At 39.9% G+C, this 18,080-nt stretch carries 23 protein-coding genes; 19 read left to right on the top strand and 4 right to left on the bottom strand.

Translation table 11 applies throughout. The annotated features are described in order from the left end of the window. Positions 1–138: 138 nt before the first annotated feature. Positions 139–1,329 (bottom strand): S8 family peptidase, encoded by a 1,191-nt coding sequence (locus tag AC3WVZ_RS16140; RefSeq protein ID WP_065484835.1) that lies wholly within the window; start codon positions 1,327–1,329, stop codon positions 139–141. A gap of 318 nt (positions 1,330–1,647) precedes the next feature. Here AC3WVZ_RS16140 and AC3WVZ_RS16135 point away from each other — a divergent pair, with 318 nt between their 5' ends. From AC3WVZ_RS16135 to AC3WVZ_RS16125, 3 genes are read left to right on the top strand one after another with little or no spacing between them, the layout of a single operon-like run. Further along, positions 1,648–2,991, top strand: a complete 1,344-nt coding sequence (locus AC3WVZ_RS16135) for a DnaB-like helicase C-terminal domain-containing protein (protein WP_065484833.1) — start codon at positions 1,648–1,650, stop codon at positions 2,989–2,991. A 17-nt stretch (positions 2,992–3,008) separates the two neighbouring features. Beyond that, positions 3,009–3,272 (top strand): hypothetical protein, encoded by a 264-nt coding sequence (locus tag AC3WVZ_RS16130; RefSeq protein ID WP_233935135.1) that lies wholly within the window; start codon positions 3,009–3,011, stop codon positions 3,270–3,272. After that, positions 3,260–4,228 carry a toprim domain-containing protein gene (locus tag AC3WVZ_RS16125; RefSeq protein WP_233935133.1) on the top strand — a complete coding sequence of 323 codons (969 nt, stop codon included), beginning with the start codon at positions 3,260–3,262 and terminating at the stop codon, positions 4,226–4,228. Before AC3WVZ_RS16130 ends, AC3WVZ_RS16125 begins: the two co-directional genes overlap by 13 nt. 53 nt (positions 4,229–4,281) lie before the next feature. Here AC3WVZ_RS16125 and AC3WVZ_RS16120 read toward each other — a convergent pair whose 3' ends face one another. Both AC3WVZ_RS16120 and AC3WVZ_RS16115 read right to left on the bottom strand, forming a co-directional pair. Beyond that, positions 4,282–4,500 (bottom strand): helix-turn-helix transcriptional regulator, encoded by a 219-nt coding sequence (locus AC3WVZ_RS16120; protein WP_157686159.1) that lies wholly within the window; start codon positions 4,498–4,500, stop codon positions 4,282–4,284. 37 nt (positions 4,501–4,537) lie between these two features. After that, a complete protein-coding gene (locus AC3WVZ_RS16115) occupies positions 4,538–4,735 on the bottom strand; it encodes a helix-turn-helix domain-containing protein (RefSeq protein WP_016125072.1) in 198 nt (65 codons plus the stop codon). 114 nt (positions 4,736–4,849) lie between these two features. On the opposite strand from AC3WVZ_RS16115, the gene AC3WVZ_RS16110 reads away from it, so the two are divergent. From AC3WVZ_RS16110 to AC3WVZ_RS16075, 8 genes are all read left to right on the top strand, one after another. Then, positions 4,850–6,049 (top strand): AimR family lysis-lysogeny pheromone receptor, encoded by a 1,200-nt coding sequence (locus tag AC3WVZ_RS16110; RefSeq protein WP_233935132.1) that lies wholly within the window; start codon positions 4,850–4,852, stop codon positions 6,047–6,049. An 830-nt stretch (positions 6,050–6,879) separates the two neighbouring features. Beyond that, the gene (locus AC3WVZ_RS16105) at positions 6,880–7,527 is read left to right on the top strand and encodes a sigma-70 RNA polymerase sigma factor region 4 domain-containing protein (protein WP_065484829.1); all 648 of its coding nucleotides are present in this window, start codon (positions 6,880–6,882) and stop codon (positions 7,525–7,527) included. A 543-nt stretch (positions 7,528–8,070) separates the two neighbouring features. Beyond that, positions 8,071–8,823: a single-stranded DNA-binding protein gene (locus AC3WVZ_RS16100; RefSeq protein WP_233935129.1), complete on the top strand. Its 753-nt coding sequence runs from the start codon at positions 8,071–8,073 to the stop codon at positions 8,821–8,823. Positions 8,824–8,835: 12 nt separating this feature from the next. Next, positions 8,836–9,243 (top strand): hypothetical protein, encoded by a 408-nt coding sequence (locus AC3WVZ_RS16095; protein ID WP_016123184.1) that lies wholly within the window; start codon positions 8,836–8,838, stop codon positions 9,241–9,243. 31 nt (positions 9,244–9,274) lie between these two features. Continuing rightward, on the top strand, positions 9,275–10,228 hold the full coding sequence (locus AC3WVZ_RS16090; RefSeq protein ID WP_233935128.1) for a hypothetical protein: 954 nt from the start codon (positions 9,275–9,277) through the stop codon (positions 10,226–10,228). Between the two features lie 194 nt (positions 10,229–10,422). Continuing rightward, entirely contained in the window at positions 10,423–13,260 is a 2,838-nt protein-coding gene (locus AC3WVZ_RS16085; protein ID WP_233935126.1) for a DNA polymerase, read from the top strand. Further along, positions 13,257–13,442, top strand: a complete 186-nt coding sequence (locus AC3WVZ_RS16080; protein ID WP_086389063.1) for a hypothetical protein — start codon at positions 13,257–13,259, stop codon at positions 13,440–13,442. The genes AC3WVZ_RS16085 and AC3WVZ_RS16080 overlap by 4 nt, the downstream gene beginning before the upstream one ends. Further along, the gene (locus AC3WVZ_RS16075; protein WP_016123180.1) at positions 13,439–13,591 is read left to right on the top strand and encodes a BC1881 family protein; all 153 of its coding nucleotides are present in this window, start codon (positions 13,439–13,441) and stop codon (positions 13,589–13,591) included. Before AC3WVZ_RS16080 ends, AC3WVZ_RS16075 begins: the two co-directional genes overlap by 4 nt. A 74-nt stretch (positions 13,592–13,665) precedes the next feature. Here the strand turns inward: AC3WVZ_RS16075 and AC3WVZ_RS16070 are convergent, their stop codons facing one another. Further along, positions 13,666–13,914, bottom strand: coding sequence for an alpha/beta-type small acid-soluble spore protein (locus AC3WVZ_RS16070; protein WP_086389064.1), 249 nt, complete (start codon positions 13,912–13,914; stop codon positions 13,666–13,668). 120 nt (positions 13,915–14,034) lie between these two features. On the opposite strand from AC3WVZ_RS16070, the gene AC3WVZ_RS16065 reads away from it, so the two are divergent. From AC3WVZ_RS16065 to AC3WVZ_RS16030, 8 genes are read left to right on the top strand one after another with little or no spacing between them, the layout of a single operon-like run. Continuing rightward, the gene (locus tag AC3WVZ_RS16065; RefSeq protein ID WP_233935124.1) at positions 14,035–15,075 is read left to right on the top strand and encodes a hypothetical protein; all 1,041 of its coding nucleotides are present in this window, start codon (positions 14,035–14,037) and stop codon (positions 15,073–15,075) included. After that, positions 15,075–15,983 (top strand): RNA ligase family protein, encoded by a 909-nt coding sequence (locus tag AC3WVZ_RS16060; protein ID WP_233935123.1) that lies wholly within the window; start codon positions 15,075–15,077, stop codon positions 15,981–15,983. The genes AC3WVZ_RS16065 and AC3WVZ_RS16060 overlap by 1 nt, the downstream gene beginning before the upstream one ends. After that, complete coding sequence (locus AC3WVZ_RS16055) at positions 15,976–16,491, top strand: crossover junction endodeoxyribonuclease RuvC (protein WP_233935122.1); 516 nt, start codon at positions 15,976–15,978, stop codon at positions 16,489–16,491. The genes AC3WVZ_RS16060 and AC3WVZ_RS16055 overlap by 8 nt, the downstream gene beginning before the upstream one ends. Then, positions 16,488–16,646: a hypothetical protein gene (locus AC3WVZ_RS16050; RefSeq protein ID WP_233935120.1), complete on the top strand. Its 159-nt coding sequence runs from the start codon at positions 16,488–16,490 to the stop codon at positions 16,644–16,646. The genes AC3WVZ_RS16055 and AC3WVZ_RS16050 overlap by 4 nt, the downstream gene beginning before the upstream one ends. Continuing rightward, complete coding sequence (locus AC3WVZ_RS16045) at positions 16,643–16,786, top strand: hypothetical protein (protein WP_166669633.1); 144 nt, start codon at positions 16,643–16,645, stop codon at positions 16,784–16,786. The genes AC3WVZ_RS16050 and AC3WVZ_RS16045 overlap by 4 nt, the downstream gene beginning before the upstream one ends. Beyond that, the gene (locus AC3WVZ_RS16040; RefSeq protein WP_233935118.1) at positions 16,783–17,220 is read left to right on the top strand and encodes a dUTPase; all 438 of its coding nucleotides are present in this window, start codon (positions 16,783–16,785) and stop codon (positions 17,218–17,220) included. The genes AC3WVZ_RS16045 and AC3WVZ_RS16040 overlap by 4 nt, the downstream gene beginning before the upstream one ends. Next, positions 17,220–17,918 (top strand): FAD-dependent thymidylate synthase, encoded by a 699-nt coding sequence (thyX, locus tag AC3WVZ_RS16035; RefSeq protein ID WP_233935117.1) that lies wholly within the window; start codon positions 17,220–17,222, stop codon positions 17,916–17,918. Before AC3WVZ_RS16040 ends, thyX begins: the two co-directional genes overlap by 1 nt. Next, positions 17,919–18,071 (top strand): hypothetical protein, encoded by a 153-nt coding sequence (locus tag AC3WVZ_RS16030; RefSeq protein ID WP_233935115.1) that lies wholly within the window; start codon positions 17,919–17,921, stop codon positions 18,069–18,071. Positions 18,072–18,080 lie beyond the last annotated feature (9 nt).

Genomic DNA, 18,080 nt, shown 5'->3' with positions numbered 1-18,080 from the left:
GGAGCACACTCACAAAATCATTGTTTTCGCTACAAGATATGTGATAAGAAAAATAAATATGTTAAAAAATATATTTTACGCGACAAATGAGAAAAAAAGGTAGCATGTTTTTTCTTGGGAGACGTAATCTACTTATGGTTAGGAAGCGTGTTGTTGAATGGTTGGAAGTGTGTTTACAGCTTTGTAGGCATTTACCCGCCCGTATTTCCAATTGTTACCTGTCCCAGGAAGTTTATCAGCAGTATCTTCGATAATTTGACGGATTTGAGAATTTGAGTAACCCTTATTTGCTAATAAAGCTGCTAGACCTGCTACATGAGGTGTAGCCATGGAGGTACCACTTAATGTACGATATGTGCTTCCTTTATAGGTAGAGTAAATGTTAGAACCAGGAGCGGCTACATCTACCCATTTTCCGTATGTTGAAAAATAGGATTTTTGATCGTATTGATCTGTGGAAGCCACTGAAATGACTTTATCATAGTACGCTGGGTAATTTGGTGTTGAATCTCCGTCATTTCCAGCAGCTGCAACAATGACAGCCCCTTTGTCCCAAGCATACTGAACGGCTTCTTGTAAAGCGGTTCCTCCATCTGGTGCACCTAAACTTAAGCTGATTACTTGTGCACCTGAATCAGCAGCTTCTCTAATACCTTGCGCTACAGCATCGAGAGTACCACTTCCTTGATTGTCTAATACTCGAACGGCATAAATGGAGGCCTGCGGTGCAACGCCTGCGATTCCTTTTTTATTATTTGTTATGGCGGCAGCGATACCGGCGCAGTGTGTGCCATGACCATTTCCGTCATTTGAAATTGCATCATCACTTACATAGTCATGTCCGTGGATGACTTTTGAGGATAAATCAGGGTGGGTTCCTTGCACACCGGTGTCAACAATTGCAATTTTTATATTTGAATCGCTGCGTTGGGTATCCCAGGCTTGAGGAGCTTGAATTTTGGTTAGGCCGTATTGTGTTTGAAACGATGGATCATTTGGAGTCCAAAAGGCATGGAAATAGTAGTTTGGTTCTGCGTATGCGACATTGGGGTTCTTTTTGTATTCTTTTATTTTCTCCTCTACAGATCCTTGTTGAAATTTTACGACTTCAAACCCTAGTGTTTCATCTTTGGAGAGTACAGTAGCGCCTACAGATGTATGGTAATTTTGAATGCTTTGCAGAGAGGTGGTCTGTTTGAATTTTACAATCAGTTGGTTGGGGACGTAGTGATTTGATTTGGCTTGAGCTTGTGTGACTGGCGTGATGAAAAAGAACCCGGATAAGCATAATAGTGCTGCGATGAATATGAAAAGAAATTTTCGAAACATATAGAAAAACCTCCTTTGAATTGCATTTCTTTTCTATTGTATAGTCGGGGGTTAAGATTTATATCTTGTATTATCAAAATCATTTTTTTATAAACGGCACATGTAGACAGAGAAAAGGTATCTTCGAATTGAATTGAATTTGTTTTTTCGTTAAAGCTTGAATACATGTATAAGATATGTCCTGTAGACACCTGGATTTATAAAGAAGCCTTTCGAACATTATTGTTTTTGGAGGATAAAATCAACGAACATCACGGGTATTACGTATAAATAATCTTTGCTAACCGAATGAAAAATTGTATAGTGGAGGTGTAGTTAATGAACTACGGAGAAATGCTCTTATCGAAAGTGGTTGATACCGCTAACCCAGTTCAACTGAACCACGTAACAGAGCGAGATTTTGTTACAGAAGCTGAACGGAAAGCGTACCGTTTTATCAAAGATTACGTAGAGATGAATCGAGGGAAAACGCCCGACTTCCGCACGCTAGTAGCAGAAGTTGACGGATTCACCTACGTCCCACAAGTAGAAGATAGTTTTGAGTATTTAACGAAGCAAATAAAATCCTATTCTGCGAAGATCGAAGTGATGGGATTACTACAAAACGAAGCGCCGGTCCAATTCGAACAACTAGACGGAAATTCTTTCCTTGAATGGTTGCGAGAAAAAGTCGACGGAGTTATAATGAGAACAAACGTTCGTGATAAAGTGGGAACAAGTTTAAAAGCCGATGCGCCTAAATTTCTAGAAGAATACGAACGTCGTAAAAAAGGCGAGTCATATCGCATTTGGAACTCACGATTCCCATTCATTAATAACGCGATTGGTGGCTATGTTTCTTCAAACGTATATACAATCTACGGAAAGTCAGGGCGTGGTAAATCCGCAACGACTATCGAAGAGGGTGTAGAGATGGCGTTCCAAGGTGCGAACGTACTTATTTGGTTAATGGAAATGGGATGGTTCGAAGGAATGGTGCGTTTGTACACTTCGATTTCATCACGCATCGGAGCAACAGTCGCTGAATTAGATGGCGTAAACCTCGAAGCCGGTTTTGATTCGAAGGAAATCCGTCATGGTAAACTATCAGAAGAATTTGAACAAGGGTTTAAAACGTTCTTAGCGAATATCAACGAAATTCTACCTGGTAATATTATCGTACGAGGCGTAGATGATGACGACTTTCACCGAAGGGATTTACGACAGTTAGAAGTAGATATAACAGAGACGAACGCAGATGTAGTGATTGTCGATCCGTTCTATTATCTAGACTACGAGAAGAACACGTCTAAAACGGCTGGTGGCGATGCGGCTGAAACATCGAAAAAGTTACGTCGATTAGCCGGTAAGACAGGCGTGGTTATGTTTGCTATCACACAGGCGGATGAGGTCGATAATAGTGAGGACGAAGATGGCCAACGAGAATTACGTTTACCGAAACGTAGCGAGGTAAAGAAAACGAAAGCGCTTTTAGAGGACGCGGCGTTATTGATAGCGGTTGATACTGACGCAAAACAAGGACGAGGTATAATCGGTATTAATAAAGGCCGTGATGGTGGCGAAGGTGAATCAGCTGAAATTATTTACATGCCCCAGATTGGCGTTATTAAGGAAATGGAAACTGGTGAGCATGTGGCGAAGCAATTTACGAGTGCATTTTAATCGAAAGGAGAATGAACATGGATAACGTAGAATGGTTCGAAGCGAGCGAGAATAGTAACGGAATCGTATCAATAGCAATGACTGAAATCGATAAGGAAATACACCTTGGTAGAATTGTAGGTTATAACGGCATCTTGAAAGGTGAAAAAGTAATTTATAAAGATAATGAGTATACAGTCGTAATGACATCAAGACTAGGACACTTTGGGTTATCTGAAACAGGTAAATTACCGTATACAATTTGTGCTAGCCCTAATGAGGTATCTGTATGCCCACAGTAAAAATCCGAGATCAGTCAATAAATGTAGACATCGAGTATGAACTTCGGCAACATATCTGGACAAATGAACGATGGTCATCTGATAAACTAATGGCAGCGAGTCCGTTTCGATATGAACATACACCTTCGTTTTTCGTCAATTTAGACGGGAATTATTCTGGTACATGGAAAGATTCAGGCGCATTTGATAACGAATGGGAAAGCGGCAACTTTACCAAATTGTTATCTTACTTGCGAAACGAAACGTATGAAGAAACGGAAGAATATTTACTCGAAATGTACGGTGTGGAATACGGTTATGATAACCTCGTACTTAAGCCACCGAAATTCCGGATTGATAACGGTCGCAAGGCCCTCAATTTTGGTCGATTACAAGAGTACGCTTATCGTCATCCGTATTTAGGACAACGGGGTATTAGCGAGGAAGTACAAAGGCAAATGAAGATCGGTTACGACCGTTTTAGGCAGACGGTTGTAATTCCGTGGTTTGATACAAACGGTAGATTGGCGAATATAAAGTATCGGAAGGTTTCTTCGAAAGTTTTTTGGTACGAAAAGGATGGAAAGCCAATTGGAGATTTGATATACGGGCTACATCTCGCTTATAAACGGAATATTAAACGTGCAGTATATTGTGAGGCGGAAATAGATGCGATGTCGTTTATGACGGCTGGGATTTTCGGATTGGCAAACGGAGGCTCGTCGTTTAACCAACGAAAAGCAGAGCAAATATTGAAGTCGCCGATAGAAGAATTAGTTATCGTGGCGGATAACGATCCAGCAGGTGAGAAACTTCGAAAAGAACTTGAGAAATATTTAAATGGAAAAATACGATTGACGAACGGATATGTGTCTGGATATAAGGATGCGAACGAAGCGTTGGTAAAAGAGGGAAAAGGTTCGTTGATATCTATAGTTGATGGAATGAAGCCAGTTCAATTAAATTTATTTACGTGAATTCACGTACTATTAGGCAGGGGAAGTAAGAGAATCTTCCCGTTAATTAAATGTTATTGTGTATCCCATTCGTATAAATCCTTGATGTCGCAATGTAGTATCGAAGCGATATTACATGCTCGTTCTACATTCGGTAAATTACGCAGACTCACATAATCCGTTATAGATTGTGGGACAATACCTACTTTTTTTGCGAGTTGAGCTTGTGTAATCCCATTTTTCTTACAGAGTTCGGGGATACGGCACCTTCCGACTTTAAACGATGTAATCACCTCCTTTCTTACATTGGAGGGTTTGAAATCATTGTTCTTAAATATTTCTAATTTTAACCACTTTTTCTATAGGTACGTCTAAATGGAGACAAATTTCTTCAATTGTATTTAAATTTACAGACATTCCTTTGTTAATATTTGCAATAGTTCTTGCATTCAGAATTGTACCACGAAGATCACTAATTACCATTTTTTTTTCATTTAGTGTCTCATGTAACGGAGAATAGTCAATCATTTTAACACGTCCTTAGAAAAATTTCTCAACCTACTCTATGTTTACTTTTGTAAACAGGGAAATTATAATTATATTATACCAAAATTTTCTTATACAGCATAGGAGGGTTTTAAAATGCCAGGATTTCATAGGGAAATATGCGATATTATAAATGATAGGGATGATATAACATTTACAGCAATCGGCGAACAAATCGGGGCATCAAAACAATGTATGTCTAAATTTAAAAAGGATGGGACTATTGGGTTTAGAAAGCTCTTGAGGCTCTCTTATTATTTTTTCCCTGATAATCAAGCTGAGAAAATGACTAACTGGTGTCTACAGTTAGATTCAGTAGAGTCAATTCAGCAATGTTTAGAGTATGCAGCAATTACTAGAAATACATCTTTATTAAAGAAGTTGGTAGAAAAGTATAAAAAAGAAGGTGGTGTTATTGGAGATTACATAAATGTATACAAAGTGATTTACAGATATATGAACTATGATATAGAAGGTTATGAAATATCTGATAATTTGAAAGAGGTAGAAAATACTGAAGATGGTACACTTGTAATTTTGGTTAATATTCTTAAGTGCTATGATTATTTTGCACAAAAAAAGATTCACCATATGTTGGATTTAGCCCTGAAAGTAGAAGAGATGATAAAGAATTTAAATGATAGTCGTAAGTTATTTATCAAAGAATGCTATCTTCATAGGATAGCTGAGATTTTAGCACCTGTGTATCTACATATGAATGAGCTAGAATTATCAAGGCATTATTCTTTTTTATTAATTAATGCTAATATCTGCGCAAAAACTGTTTCTGATGCGTCATACTATATAGGCATGACGTATCTAAATTCAGATAGCAAAAAATGTTTAAATTACCTTAATAATAGTTATGATATTGCAAAAACTCTTAGAATTCCCAATTTGATTACACAAACTCGTGATAATCTAGATTATGTAAAAATCTATCTAGAGTTACAGTTAGGGAGTGATTCGGATGTTAGGCTTATACAATATCAAGATAACAGGATGTTGGAGGAGGTGATAGAGAGTTTAATAATGGAAAGAGGAAAAAGGGACTTTCTTTTGTTATATCGGGCATGTAGCCAGCAATCAATGGAACAGCTATATGAGTGTTTCTATAATTTTTTTTCAAACTCAAATTACTTTTTTGCAAGCTTAACTGCTAAAGAGATATATAAGAGGGGTGATTGCTCTGCAATGACAAAGATGATGATTAATTTTAAATCTCAAAAAATAAAAGGAGAGGTTAAATTTGAAAAAGATTATATTAGCAGCTTTTACAATGTTAATCTTGAGTAATGGAATATTAGTCTTCGATAACTATAATGAAGTGAAATTAAGTGCGCAGCAAAAGAAAATGGAACAAGAAACTAGACCCGGGGGCTAATTGAAAAATGAATGAATATTTTTAGAAAAAGCGATCCTAGTGATCGCTTTTTCTTGTGTGCCAGGCATGGCAACTGTCTAGGTGGTGAAAGTCCACTGTAGGGGGGCACACATCGACCAACCACTAAGGAAGCGCAAGGTACTTGCCGTGAGGTAAGGGCTGAAGGAAGCGTGGAATAAAATCTTGGCTCGACGAACAGAAATCTGATACGAAGGCTCTATAAAGGGATGAGACTCCAATTCAAGTTAAAGTCCAAATAGATGTGCGTAACTTTGTAGAGTAAATCAGGCGAGTAAAAGAGGAAAGATAGTTGTCTTACCTTGAAATAGTACAGTCGAAAATGGTTAGCCGCAAGAAGTCAGCCGAAGCCATAGTAGTGAAACAAATTCATGAAGGGCCGAACAGTTTATAGTGTTTCAACGCCGCGAATGCGTAAGCGACGTACTCCGAATATGTTAATGGTAAAAATAGAACCAATTTTAAGTAATCAAAATATGAATGAGTTGGATAAAGAACTTGAAGATAGAGAACTCCGATGTGTGAGATGAAACTAGATAATGATAATACAGTATACAAAGTATAAATTCCATTACTTAGTGTACTTTTAAAAATATTCCATTTCAATATGATATAATTCGAATGTTGTTAATAAACAAAATACTCTCTTGTTTAAAAAGATTATAAAAAATGTGCGCGGGCTTGTCCGCTTGTGCGTCATAGTTAGTGTAAGGGGGAATAAGAAGTGAAAGACGAACAAAAATTGAATATTAACGAGATGGCAAACGATTATCTTCGAACAGGTGATGATTTCGTATTTACGGATTTGTACACTAGCTTATCGGAGGTATATCGGGACAAGCTTCGGTACTGGAGCACGAGTACATACATGGCAAACGAACATGACATAACCGACCTGTTCCATGATGTAATACACAAAGTATTAGAAAGTTTACGAAATAACGCTGGCGGCGATTTCGTAAAACTATTCGCAGTATCGCTAGGTAATAGTTACAAGTCATTATTACGAAAGTTACGTACGAGAAGAAAGTACGAATTATACGATGGATCAGATAGCGGGGAGGAAAAGAACACGGCAATGTTCGAAACTCTCAAAGACGAATTTGATTTAGAAGAACATGTTATAAAAAAGAAAGAAGCCGACCAGCGTGAGCTAATCGACTTCCTCGCAGACCCTGAGCAGGTCAATGACGAGACAACGACGGCGATCGTTGAATCGTTCCTATCGAGTGAGAATACAACTCCAACGCCGACGGCAATCGGCAAAATGTTGGGGCTACATCACTCGACAGTTATACGCAAGATCGAACGCCTGGCAAAGCGCTTCGACGAGAGACAGTTTGGTTCATACCAAGACTACCTTCTTGCGTAAAAATACGTTCTATATGCTTAGGCATTGCATATAGGACAAGTAATTTAACACATTTTGTTTGATGTACGAAGGGAGCAAAACGCTTCCCTTTGTACTTACAATTAACTGACTTGGCAGGTCAATCAATTGCAATATTTTTGCTTAACGAGGAGTCAAGCGGAAGTACACTGCTAGTGCACCTCACTGTAATTATACAGTATTACGGAAATGCGCACAAATTAAATATATGTAAATTCTAACGACAATATTCGATATATTACGTATTATTTGTATGAAATAATTTAACGAATGTCGATATAACGCCATTACCCGTCGTCAACCTTTTCTTTCCCCTAGTATAGTAAACGGGTAGTGGCGTCATATGGGCGTTTGGCATTACAGTACGATGTGTTACGTCCTACGAAAATTCTCGATTTTTACCGATGTATCCCCCACGTCGGTATTGCGTAACTTGGGCGGTTGTTTAGCGTACAAAAGCGATAAGTTGCGTAATACGGGCGTGGGATCACCCAAGCTCGAATTTATAACAAGGGAGTTGTTTCAATGGGTATTAGAGAAACGTTAAAAAAGCGTGAGGAACAACGAGAGGCAAATCAAAACGGAGGTAAAAACGATTTTCCAGAAGGCGTAACGCGATATGTCCGAATGGGAAAACACGGTGAAGTAAACGCAGATGGTAGAACTTTCATCTTACTAGCTGATCCGGATAATTGGTACTTCTACTTTGTGCACGAAGATAAAACATTCGATGGTAAACGTACGATTCACCGATTCAGAAAACATTCTTGCTTACACTCTCCACGTGAAACAGACGCAGACATTACGCAATATTTCAAACCAGGTAAAACTGAGTGTCCGTCGTGTAGAGTCGGGGCGAAACGTAAGATGTACGCAATGATTCCTGTGTACGACTTGGAATACGGTACTTACCGTGTGATCGATACGGCAGAATTCCACATTAACAACATCATCGCTGATTACGACAAAGCAGAAAAGATGGGCCGGAAGTTTAATCCGCAGTATTCACTAGTAGGTGAAGCGGTCCACTTCAAACAAGTCGATAAATCTTATTCACTTGAGTCAGGCGAAGCAACAGACGAGCAAATCGAAAAGGCTAAGACTTTTATTGGTACAGACTTCAGTTACGAAGATTTAGCTAATTACCGCGAAGAGAACGACATCATTGTATTGTTACAAGATGCGGAAGACGGAGCGATTGATAAATCTAAATTGCCGGCGGTCACAAACAACGAAGGTACACCAATCGATATCTCAGATGATGATTTACCGTTCTAAGGGGGAGCGCATATGGCACATGAAACAACAGTTAAGGGCGGTTGCTCGGAACTCCGAGTAGCACTCGCGCTCTTAAACCTCGGTTGGGAAGTAGCGAATTCGTTCATCCCGGAGGTTTACGACTTAGTAGCGCGTGATCCGATTAATAAACAGTGGTACACGATACAGGTAAAAACGATTCGAGTAAGACATGACCGTGATGATGCATTAGTAGTACAAGCGAAGAAAGGTAATGGCGAAGCTTACACGAAAGATGATTGTGACTATATCGCAGGCGTCGAAGGTGACCGAGTATTCATGTTCGAATGTGCAGGACAACGTGAGTATTGGGCTACGGAAACTAGCGCAAGTCAACGATGGATTGAGTTAACGGCGACAACTAATAACGAAGAAAACGAGGAGGAAATTAAACATGGCTAAATTAGACGGAGTTAAAGTGGTTAATGAAACGGTGGAATATAACGGGTTTGTTTATACGTTAGTTACAGGAGATGCAAAAGTAGAAGATATAGTGAAAGCATCTGAGCAAGAATTTGATGTAACAGAAGGAGCATTTTACTTAGTAGTAGACATTGATGACGACAACGATATCGTTTTTAAAGACAATGTCGATGATTCGAATTACTTTAATCAAGGAGAACATTCTGTATTCCGTAAATCCCACGCAATCACTAACGACAAACTAACCGACGCGGAAGGCGTAGTAAAAATCGAATTACCTGACGGAACTAAACTCGAAGGTACTCCGTCTGACATAGAAAAGATTACTCGTAGTATGCAAAAGATGCAAAATGAGCAGCAAGGGCAGGTGGAACAGGTAGCAACGGTGGAAATGCCGGAAGAGGCGGACGCAAGTGAATCGGTATTAGAACGTTTACAGATCGGTGATTACGCGAAACTAATCGTTGGTGGTATTGGGTATTCAAAAGCGGGCGATGTTATAAAAATCGTAGTAGATGATGAAAGCGTCGTACCATTTAAAGGCGAGCATCTTGACGGAAAATATTCCGGATGGCATTGCGAAGACGATTTAGTAAAAGCAACCGACGAAGAAGTCCTCGAAGCTAAACAAGCGTTATTGAAAGAAGGCGACTTTGCGAGAATTATCGCTAACACTTCAAACCACCGTTTTGAAATCGGTACGGTAGTAAATCTGAAGAGTCATAACAGTAATACTAAATCATTTTCCGCTTACTACCTTGACGGATCAGACTTCTGGGGAGTTTATAGTAAAGACCTCGAGCCACTAACGAAAGAAGAAACGGAGCACATTACTCGTGAAGCTGAGGAAGAGAAGAAAGCGAAAGCAGAGCGTGCTAAGTGGGCGGCTATCGGTCGTGAGGTTGGCGAAATTAAAAAAGGCGATATCGTCCCTGTAGAACAACGCTTCGATACAGTAGGTTAATCGATGCACGTGCATTTCGAATATTGTAAGAATTGCAGCTCCGTAATAGGGCCGTATCATAATCACGTTTATGACGACCGTGAAGATAATCATTTTTGCGATAAACGTTGTTTCGAAGAGTGGGCGGAAGATAATCACGAAGTGGCAGTAACATTTTATTACCGATTAAATTGCAAGGAAACGGGGCGGTAAACATGACGCCGAAGTTAACGTTGAACTTAAAAATACCTGGTGCTGAAGACGTTGAGGAGACGAAGGCACGAGTGGCAAAAGCGGTCGAGCGAAAGGAAAAAGCGACCGAAACGATTGAAGAAGCGTTCCAACGCGTTTGGCAGACGAGTAAATGGGACGAGAAAGAAGCAGCATTATTTAAACTGGCATATGAAGCGTTCTTTTCCGGTGCGATAGGCAGGTTATCGGAAAAGCGTTTAACGAAAAAAGAAATTAAAGAAATGGGACAACGAGTACAAGAAGAGCGTGAGGATGCGTTGCGAAAGCAGCGTATCCAACAAACGCTTGGTAATAAACCAAGTAATTATCACATTATTACTGATGAAACGAAACTAGGCGAAATGATTTCGCGTTTATATAAAGAAATAGAATTACAACGTACTAATGAATGGTTTCAACAGGTATTTAAACTATTCGATAATACGCTAATTCGAAGAAAACTGAAAGAACGAGGTATCACAATCCCTTCAGCGCTGTCATTGACGGTGTGGGATACGGAGACTTCCGGATTAGACAAGATGATTGATTTAACGGGTGGCTATTCGTTTTGGCTTCCGTTATTAAACGAAGGGTATTACGTAGCTTATGGCCATGTAAATGAAAAACAACAATGTGGACGTTCCGTAGCGTTAGAGGTTGTAAAACCGTTTTTAGAAGATGCGGCACACATCAAATCGTTTCATAACGCAGAGTACGATTTGAACTTACTACGTAACGATGGGTTTAAACCAGCGGGAGTACGATTCGATTCAATGGACGCACAGCTTATCTTATACGATCACGAAGAAACATACGGTTTGAAACCGTTATTTACGAAGTATAAAGAAAGAATCGGTGGTTATGCGTTAGAGATGGACGATTTCACTTTCGAAGATTTATTCGGAAATGGGTCGCCGTTACCATACGACGCTGAAACTGTTGGGATATACGCCATCAAGGACGTTCATAAAGGTTGGTTATTAACGAAATGGCAAATTGATAATTTAGTAGCAACAGATGATTTAGCGAAAGCGTATTTTGAAATCCGTCAATACTTACCTGAAGTAAACGTAGAGATTGTTCGTACTGGATTCGAATTAAACTTAGAAGAGCTTTCGAAATTGGAAGTTGAGTACGGAGAAGCTCATGGCGAAGCGCAACGTAAGTTATTTGAGACATATCAGATTGACGATGAATTTCTATATAAGATGTCGCTTGCAATTAAAGGCGAACAGATTAACAAGTGGATTGAGGCGCAAAAGAAACGTATTGAAAAACAAAAAGATATGTTAAAGAAGTGCCAGGCGGAATTTAAAACAGCCAATCCAACGACTAAAAAGTATCAACAATTAAAGACTCGTATTCATAAGTATCAAACCGTGGAACTACCCGAGGCGATTCCGCAGAACGCTCCGGATTATATACATGAATTTAACTTATCAAGTAATGATCATTTAGCGTATTTAATATACGACCATTTAGGCATTAAGGACCGTACGAAAGAAATCGTAAAGGACAAGAAGAAAGTACGAGCGGTTTCGAATGATGTGCTGGAACGTTATTTCAAGGAAGAAGAATCGCTAAAACCACTAGCGGACTTTTCAAAATATAGCAAGTTACTAGGTACCTATGTTGAGAAGATGCCGAAAGCATTAGATGTCGACGGGCGGATTCATACGCAACTTAGAACGGTATCAACTGGACGCTATGGTTCGAGCGGTTATAAAGGAAAACCCAACGATGTTTATGCCGGTTCAGTTACGGATAGTACCTTTTTAGATATTATTCAACGATTAGTAGATTGTAATGAACAAGTTGAAAAAGGAACGAATTTACAGAACATACCTTCACGCTCGGAAGAAGGATTGCGAGTGCGTAAGACGTTTGTTCCTCGTAAGGGATATACGTTTGCCGGTTCGGATTTATCTTCGATTGAACCACGATTACAAGCGCATCGCATGTCTACAGAATTCGGTGATGAGATATTCGCAATTATGTTCCGCAAAGGGCTTGATCCTTACGTGGAATTCGCGTCGTTGCTGTTCGATGTGCCAAAAGAACATTGCGTGGAATCGTATTACAAAAAAGTAAAGGGCACTGATAGGGCCGTACCTCCATTCCGTAAATTAATGAAACAATTATTCCTAGCGGAAGGATACGGACAGGCTTTCGAGCAGTTTTATAAGTCCGTTCAAGTATATGGAATTAAAGAAGAACACGCATCAACGGCGTATAAGAAATTCGATGAAGTATTACCAGGATTTAAAAAGATGGTAGAAGCGACATTTGAACATCTTCGCCAACATGGATGGGTCGCTACCTTATGGGGACAGAAACGTAGATTCCCGAAATATAAAGAACAATGGAAACGATTGAATATACTCATGCGTAAAGCACGCATTTCAAATAAAAACGATCCGAAGCTAGGTGAGAAATCGCGTAAGCTGAAGTGGGAAGAACGTTCGGAGTTTTGGGAGTTAATCAAAGCAACAGGGAAAGCCGAGCGACAAGCATTCAACCATACGATTCAAGGTTCGGGTGCTAACGTATTACAGCTTTGTATGATTCGTAGTTATTACGAATGTACTCTTGCGAAAGGTTGGGAATTCAACCTAACGTTACATGACGAAATGAAGCATTCGATTCCCAACGATCAATTAACGCCCGAAGTTATTGCGTTGTATGACGATATTATGACGAATACGGTCATTCTAGAAACTCCACTAGAATGCGACACGGTAATTGAACCGGAGTGGATGAGCGAGTATTCGGCGGAAGATTGGGATTTCGAAAATTGTAAACCTAAGGAGGAAACGGAATGAGTGAACGAGTTAAGAAACGAGAAGATTTAATCGGTGATACTGGCGTAATTATAAGAACTTTCAAAGTAATAGATGCTCGTGAAGGAATTCACGGTGTAGATGTTCGAGTATGTGATTCGGACGGTGAGGAGTATTGGACGTCGTTGGAGGATGTCGAATTAGATAGTGGGGTGACTAAATGAATCTATTCGAAGTACCAACGAAAGAACTAAGCGAGGAATTAGAACGACGACAAGGTGTAATTACCGTCCATGTTGAGCCTTACGAAAAGATAGAGGTCGGAGGTATTGTGGTTAACGGTCCGGCAATCGTTTTAATAAATCAGGATTAAATAAATAAAGCTACTTAAAATCCCGTTATGTATTGGTGAGTGGTCGGGATAAGTAGCTTTATGTAAGAAACGTATTAATGTAAAACTTTCCATGGGTCTGGTTGAGGACTAATTGATCCTGACATCTTCTGAAGCCCGATTGCTACTAAGCGTTTGGTAATTTCGCCACCAACTGAACCATTAGCGCGAGATGTTGTTTCTGCCCCCAAATGTACGCCGAACTCGCGTGCAACTTCTTGTGCGATTGGACCTATCGGATCGATTGGGCCTTTTGGTTTTGTATAAGAGCCGTCATCACTTGGTCTAGTGTTAAAGCTATTCATGAAATCACCGCCTTTCTACTATTAGAATTCATTACAGATTATTTTTTATACAAGGAAATAATTGGATGGGATATGGTGATTAATTACTTTAGAAATCAATATTTGAGGGGAGTCGGTAATTTGAGTAGAAACGCAGCACAATTACTACGTCAGAATACGAAAGAAATATTAGCTTATGAAATCGCAGAGGAATTCCGTAATTTCCTCGAAACATGGCATTCATACACGGAGCCTTACGATACGCCTTTAGACGTCTGGCTCCACGAAAGCTATGCGAAAGTATTAAGCAAAGGCAGTTACTTAGACTATCGAAGTCTACCGTATTTCTCACCATCCTCGGCTAACTCATGTCCGAGAGAGCTTTACGAAAAGGCGTTACGGAGTCCACGTGATCAAGCCGAAGTGAAACCTTGGCAAAGACGCTGGCAATTTATCGGAACTAACATTGGAGATGCAATCCAACGTGATATTTTACTAGCGGAACGACATTACGAGAAGTTCACCAGTGAGAAACCACGATTCAGAATCGAACGTACGAAAGACGGATATCCAGCGTTTGAAGATTTTGTTAAAACTTGTAAGGTAATCGAACACAATGACCAACAATTCGCTTTAATCGGTACGTGTGACGGCATTTTAGAATACACCGATGAGCATGGCGTAATTACACGCGTCGGACTCGAAATAAAATCGAAACAGACAACCTACAGTAAAACTTCCGAATATTCACTGCGCGAACCTGGCGCCGACCACGTCAAACAAGTTACATGCTACTCGTTAATGTACGACTTGGACTATTACATCGTGCTTTACGTTAACGCATCGAAGAAAGCGTGGAATATGAGTGAAGAAGACTATATGAAATACCCTGATTTCAGAGCGTTTGGTGTTGCGATAACGGACGAGATGCGCAACGAAGTCTTAGATAAGTTTGCTAGTATCGTAGAGGCCGTTAAGACGAAGCAGCCTCCGAAATTAGATATTGAACATTGGATGTTTAACAACTTTAAGACAGCGTGTGCTCAGTCGCTAAGTGATGAAGAGTATGAGGAGATTAAAGCGCAAGTCAGTCGGGTAAAGCGATCGAGTTTATCAGATGTGAAGAAAGCTCCGTATATTGGAGCATTAGAGTTTATCGATAAAGTACGGGAGGGAATGTAATGGAACAGAAAAAATATATGGATGTTGTTCGATTAGGTCATAGATCAACCGTAGGTGTTTTAAATGAAGGTGACGAGATTGTTATCCAGGAGAAAATTGACGGAGCAAATGCTTCTTTTATGGTATACAGAGAATCTATTCGTTGTTTCTCTCGTAATAGGGAGCTAAGCGAAGAAAATACACTTGGTGGGTTTTATCAGTTTGCTAACTCGTTAGATTCTTATAAATTGTTTGATGGGTATTTATACTTTGGTGAATGGTTAATCCCTCACAAAATACGTTATGGGAACTACGAAAAACAATTTATTTTGTTTGATATTTACGATTTACATCGAGATAAATACGTATCCTTCAGTGTTGTTAAAATGGAGGCTCAACGTTTAGGACTTAATCTTGTACCTGTATTTTACGAGGGCCCTTACCGAGGATTTGAGCACCTGCAACAATTCGTAGGTAAGACGCAACTAGGCGGTAAGCTCGGCGACATGGAAACTGGTGAAGGTATCGTCGTTAAAAACGTTTCTTATCTCGACCGTTTCGGTAAACAGCAATTCGTTAAATTAGTAACTGATGCATTCCGTGAAGTACAAAGTCAGAAAGCGCCGAAAGACCCAAGAAAGAAAACAGAAGAGCAAGTATTCGTCGATACTTGTATGACGAAAGCGCGCGTAGAAAAGCTGATTCATAAATTAGTAGACGAAGGTATTCTCGATGGAAAGTTCGATATTACCGACATGCAAGTAATCTTACAGAACTTAGGCGGACATGTTTACGACGCCATGTTGAAAGAAGAATCGGAAATGTTACCGAAAGAATTCGAAGAGAAACAAATTCGTAAAGCTATCGGTCGTGGGTTAGCGGTAATTGTAAAAGAAATCATTCGTGAGCGAGAGTTAATGCATGTCTAGAAGTAAAAAAGTCTACCGTGTCCTCTCGGTAGACACTTCGTTAGGTTCTCCAGGCATTGCGGTCATAGACGTAATCAACGGCAAGCCGAAACTAATCGACGTGTCACACGTAAAAACAAAATCGACGGAACCGATCGCTTTACGTACGAAAACAATCGAAGCGTGGGCGCACTTATTTATACGCAAGTACGCGCCCTACGATTTGATAGTCCGAGAGGGATTCGCTAGTAAAATACCACATACGAACTATACGGTGTTTAGCGCTTGGAATGCGGTGGATCGTGCATTAAATGATTTCGGATTGAAAGTCGATGACAGCATCGGACAGGCTTCCGTTAAAAAGAAACTACTTGGTAAAGGGCGAGCAGAGAAGGAAGAGGTCGAGGCTGGTGTGAGACGGTACGTTGAGTGGGATGGTGAATTTAAGACGAGTGATGAATCGGATAGTGTTGCCATAGCTTTAGCGTATTTAATCGATAAAGGAATCATTGAGGAGGTCACTAAATGAAATACGTACTTCACCGACTAGGAATCAAGTTTTCACCGTCGTTAACGTTTAAAGGTGTTGGACCATTTCCGATTCGATTTGCACGTAAACGCTTTGAGCAGTTAGAAAGACATTTAGAAGAATTCTTACGTAAGCAAAGGGAGGACGTGGAATGAAAAGATTCTTAATAGAAATATCTGGCGAAGTGACAAAAGGCGATATTTCAGACGCATTGTACCAAGGGCTGGAAAGAAATGAAGTTGATTGGACATCATACAATGTTTTAGAAGTAGAGAATGAGGAGGCTTCCCAATGACCGACAAATTAACCGGACTTTTCGAACTACAACGTGCTTTAGATAATCGAATTATCTCCGAAAGAAACATCAATAAATCCCTTGATGAATGGGTCGTAGGTATTACACTAGCAATGGAAAGTGAGATTGACGAAATCAGACGCGAAGTGAACTGGAAGTGGTGGAAGAACGAGAAACCAATCGATAAGGAAGCGTTACAAGGCGAAGTAATCGACATGTGGCATTTCCTTATTAGTCTGTCGTTAATATGCGGTTTATCAGCGGAAGATGTTTATCGTATTTACTTGGAGAAGAATCGAGAGAATCACGCAAGGCAGGGCGGAACGAGTACAAAGAAAGGTTACGTGGTGGGAATCGATTGGGCTAACGGTAAAGATTGGTCAGGTATACCAGGACAACTCGAATTTGATTTTGAAAAGGGAGGCGTTAAGTGATGGAGATGTTTATCAATGTGCTAGACAAAGGTTACGTTAGATTAGTAGATACAATGGGATGCGACTTATCCGTCGTGAATAGCGCTCGTGTCAGCTACGACAAGGAATCAACGGAACTAACCGATAAAGATATCCGATTAATCAAGTTCTTAGCGAGAGAAGGACACACGTCACCGTTTCGTCATGCTACATTGCAGTTTGAAATTTATGCTCCGTTAATGGTAGCACGCCAACATTGGAAATATATTGTTGGTAGCGATCATACAATGGACGCCTGGAACGAATCTAGTAGACGATATGTAACGGAAGAACCGACATTTTATATCCCAAAAGAAAATGAATGGAGAAAAGCGCCAGAAAATAGCAAGCAAGGCAGTGGCAATCTAGTCTCTCCAAGTGGTGGTTTCATTTTTACGGATGAGTTAGAAAAATACATCGAAGAAGGGGAACACCTTTATCAATTCGCGTTAGATAGTGGAGTTTGTGCAGAACAAGCACGCCTATTTTTACCGGCTTACGGAATGTACGTCCGCTATTACTGGACGGCTAGTTTACAATCAGTTGTTCATTTCCTTAATCAACGGTTAGCACACGATGCACAACTCGAAATACAAGCATATGCAAAAGCCGTCCTTGAATTAACTAAAGAACAGTTTCCGGTTAGTATTGACGAACTTGTAAATGGATGTGGCAAATAAATGACGGTACTAGTATGGATCGTAATCGCAATTTCATTAATGTTTATAGTAGCGGTAACAACGAATAAAAAATACGAATTAGCAGTACGAATTACAACGATAGTGCTTTTCTTACCATCGTTACTGTTAAGCGTTTTATACCTAATTAACTAAGGAGGACGT

It is taken from the genome of Bacillus sp. CPT56D-587-MTF (assembly GCF_058792335.1).
Note: the sequence above shows the minus strand (reverse complement) of the source record. Positions and strands in the feature narration are given on the sequence as shown.